This is a genomic window from Actinomadura sp. 7K507 (assembly GCF_004348425.1).
GTDB lineage: Bacteria > Actinomycetota > Actinomycetes > Streptosporangiales > Streptosporangiaceae > Spirillospora.
The window spans coordinates 1-2,787 of record NZ_SMKK01000460.1; the positions used below are offsets into that span (position 1 = coordinate 1).

Annotated in this window: 5 protein-coding genes and 1 pseudogene; 4 read left to right on the forward strand and 2 right to left on the reverse strand. The window is 69.6% G+C overall.

The window, feature by feature from the left end; translation table 11 throughout:
- On the forward strand, positions 1–445 hold a 445-nt coding region (locus E1285_RS46290; protein WP_207947291.1), incomplete at its 5' end, for a hypothetical protein.
- 176 nt (positions 446–621) lie between these two features.
- Positions 622–789, forward strand: coding sequence for a hypothetical protein (locus E1285_RS46295; protein WP_165967040.1), 168 nt, complete (start codon positions 622–624; stop codon positions 787–789).
- A gap of 177 nt (positions 790–966) precedes the next feature.
- Here E1285_RS46295 and E1285_RS44370 read toward each other — a convergent pair whose 3' ends face one another.
- Both E1285_RS44370 and E1285_RS48045 read right to left on the reverse strand, forming a co-directional pair.
- Entirely contained in the window at positions 967–1,188 is a 222-nt protein-coding gene (locus E1285_RS44370) for a hypothetical protein (protein ID WP_132160913.1), read from the reverse strand.
- Positions 1,182–1,778, reverse strand: a pseudogene (locus tag E1285_RS48045) (Scr1 family TA system antitoxin-like transcriptional regulator). Before E1285_RS48045 ends, E1285_RS44370 begins: the two are co-directional and overlap by 7 nt.
- A gap of 197 nt (positions 1,779–1,975) precedes the next feature.
- Between E1285_RS48045 and E1285_RS46300 the strand changes: the two are divergent.
- Positions 1,976–2,134 carry a hypothetical protein gene (locus E1285_RS46300; protein WP_165967042.1) on the forward strand — a complete coding sequence of 53 codons (159 nt, stop codon included), beginning with the start codon at positions 1,976–1,978 and terminating at the stop codon, positions 2,132–2,134.
- Positions 2,131–2,787 (forward strand): ATP-binding protein (locus E1285_RS44385; RefSeq protein ID WP_132160916.1); only part of this gene is annotated, 657 nt, incomplete at its 3' end. The genes E1285_RS46300 and E1285_RS44385, both read left to right, overlap by 4 nt.

Consider the following 2,787-nt stretch of genomic DNA (forward strand, 5'->3'; position numbering starts at 1 on the left):
GATCACCCAGAAGGGCGATGGATTCCACGCCGACACCGTGGGCCTGAGCGGCCTGTCGCTGCCCCTGGCACGCAGGCTCATGAACGACGGCAACTGGCACAGGTCCTACAACCGGGGCCCCTACCTCACGGGGTTCCGCCGATCGACCACCGCCACCTCGGCCCTGCTCACCCTGACCACGGCGACCAACACGATGCACGACTGGATCACCACCGGCCGCGCCTACGTTCGCGCCCAACTCAGTGCGGACGCCCTCGGCCTGCGCTTCCAACCGATCAGCCAGGCGCTCCAGGAATTCCCACAGATGGACGAGCTGCGCACCGAGCTGGAACGGCTCGTCGACGTGACACCCCCGGGCAAGCTGCAGATGCTCGTCCGCGTCGGCCGGACCAAGCCACCGGCCCTCTCACCCCGACGCGACCTCCGAAAGATCATCCAACGGTGACCTGGAACGTCCAGCCCGCACCTGGGCCATGAAGTGTCAATGAAGCCTGTCCATCGTGGCTGAACGTGAGGTGACCGGCCTCTGGGGCCTTGCTGTCTCCGACGCCGACGCTCGTTTCGAGGTCGGCGACTTCTACGCAGGCACCGCCGACGCCGTTGCTCGCGTGCCCTTGCGGCATGTGGCGCGGCGCGGGTCCCGCCACGACCGTCGATCTGGACGCGGAGACCGCCTGGCGCCTGCGCACCCGCGGCATCCAGCCGGACGACGCCCTGGCCCGCGCCCGCATCGACGGCCGGCGTGAACTCGGCGAAGCCGCCTGCCGGATCGTGTCGATCATCTACTGACCGCGAAGCGGCAGAGGCCGACGTCGCCGCCCTGACCGAGATGCTACGCCGACATGGAGGTCCACGACTGGCAGTTCGGCGGCCGCGCGCCACTGCGGCTCGGAACGGCCACCACCGACTGGGCCGCTCGTGTTCGGCATCGTCAACCCGTCGGCCTGCCCCTCGGCGGGACGCGCTTCACTGACGCGGGGCGATCAGTCCGGCCAAGTCGAGTTGATCGCCGTGGATGTCCGCGAGCCACGGGTCGTGGACGTACTCGAAGTCATAGGTTCGGGTGTCGAGTAGGCCGCTGACGTGCAGGCGAGGTTGCAGGCGCTCGAGGAGTTCGGTCAGCTTCCTCGACCCTTGGGTGGTGCCGCGCCAGGACGACATCCCGTGGGGGCCGTCATGGGTCACCAAGATGTCCACACTGCCGCGACGTACACGACGTCGGGATCGGGGGCGTCGAAGCCCAAGATGACGAACGGTGTCTCCATCGCGGCGTGTGCTCCGGCCTCGAATGGGAGAACCTGAAGTTGTACGCCTGGGCGATCGGCGATGTCGGCGAGATGCTCAATTTGTTCTCGCATGACCCGCCCGCTCTCGACGACTCGCCGGATCGCCTCAGAGTCGTCGTCGGGACGGGCTGCCCGGATCACGGCCCGGGCTTAGTCGGCCGTCTGTAGGACGCCCGGGATGAGTTGCTGCTGATAGGTGCGCATCTCCCGCGCTTCGGTCTCGAGGCCGATGTAGGTGCCGTACTCGGACGGCAGCACGTCGGAGTAGACCTGCCACCAGCCGCGTTGACGGGCCTCCCGGGCGAGCGCCAGCAAGGCTTCACGCTGTTCGCCGTGCACCTCGTAGACATCGAGCAGGTGGCGTAGGTCCGCGGGGCGGATGCGGCGATCGCCCTTCTCCCAGCGTCCGAGGGTGCTGGGGTTCCACTCACCACCAGCGAGGTCGGCGACCTGCTCGATCGTCAGTCCTCCCACTTCTCTGAGGCGCCGCAACTCACGACGGAGCCGCTTGCTGCGGACGGTCGGGCTGACCTACCCAACGGCTCGTCCCCAACAGAGCAGGGCCACCGGAGGACGGAACCGGTGGCGGCGACGGCCGCGCGGCTGAACTCGCTGGTTCGGCTGATGTGGGCCTTGCGGGAGTTGGAGCAGGGCTCGGTGTTGTACATGGACGGGACGGCCGAGCCCTGGTGTTGTCGGTTCCGGTGCTGTCGCGGCGGCGGTCGATGGCCGTGCTGGTCGTCCAGGAGTGCGGCGGCGGGTGGTCCTACCTGTGGGACGCCGCCCGCCGGACGTCGGTCGGGGCGGTGCGGGTGGCGGCCGAGCAGATCACCGAGATCGGACGGTGATCGTCTGGGACGAGGTGCACACCGAGCGGGTGTGCCCGGGTGGGACGCTGGACGTGCGGAAGGTCCGGGCGCGGGTGCGACGGACGCTGGCCGGTGGACTGGGCGGCAACGTCGCGGGGTTCAACCTGGACGACGTGGACCTGATGGTCTGCGAGGTCACGACCAACGCCGTCCGGCACAGCTCCAGCGGCCGGACGGGTGGCGGCGTGTGGGTGACGGTGCTCTTGTCGTCCGACCGGCTGCGGGTGGAGATCCAGGACGACGGCGGCTCGGACGGGTGTCCGCTGCCCCCGGCGCAGGGTGCCGGCTGGGACGAATCCGGGCGCGGCCTGATCGTGGTGGACGGGCTGGCCGAGCGGTGGGGCTCACTACCGGATCGCGGACGGCCGGTTCACGGTGTGGTTCGAGGTCGTCCGATGAGCGGGAAGCGAACGGCCCTGCGCGTCCTGCGGCGTGCGTGGGCGATGGCGCGGCGACCGGTCGGGAGCCAGGTGACCGTCCAAGAAGGGCTGCCTGAGCCTTATCCGGAGACGGTATTTCTGTTCGCGGGGCTGGGGCCGAAGGCGCGGAAGGCGTTGCCGGGCGAGGCTCGGGCGTGGCGCGTCCTGGCGGAGATGGAGGGCGCACGGGCTCGGGTTTGGTCGGGGCAGGGG

Excerpts from the sequence above, each read along its gene's own strand:
- E1285_RS46295 (WP_165967040.1), top strand. The coding sequence starts at position 622 with ATGTGGCGCGGCGCGGGTCCCGCCACGACCGTCGATCTGGACGCGGAG.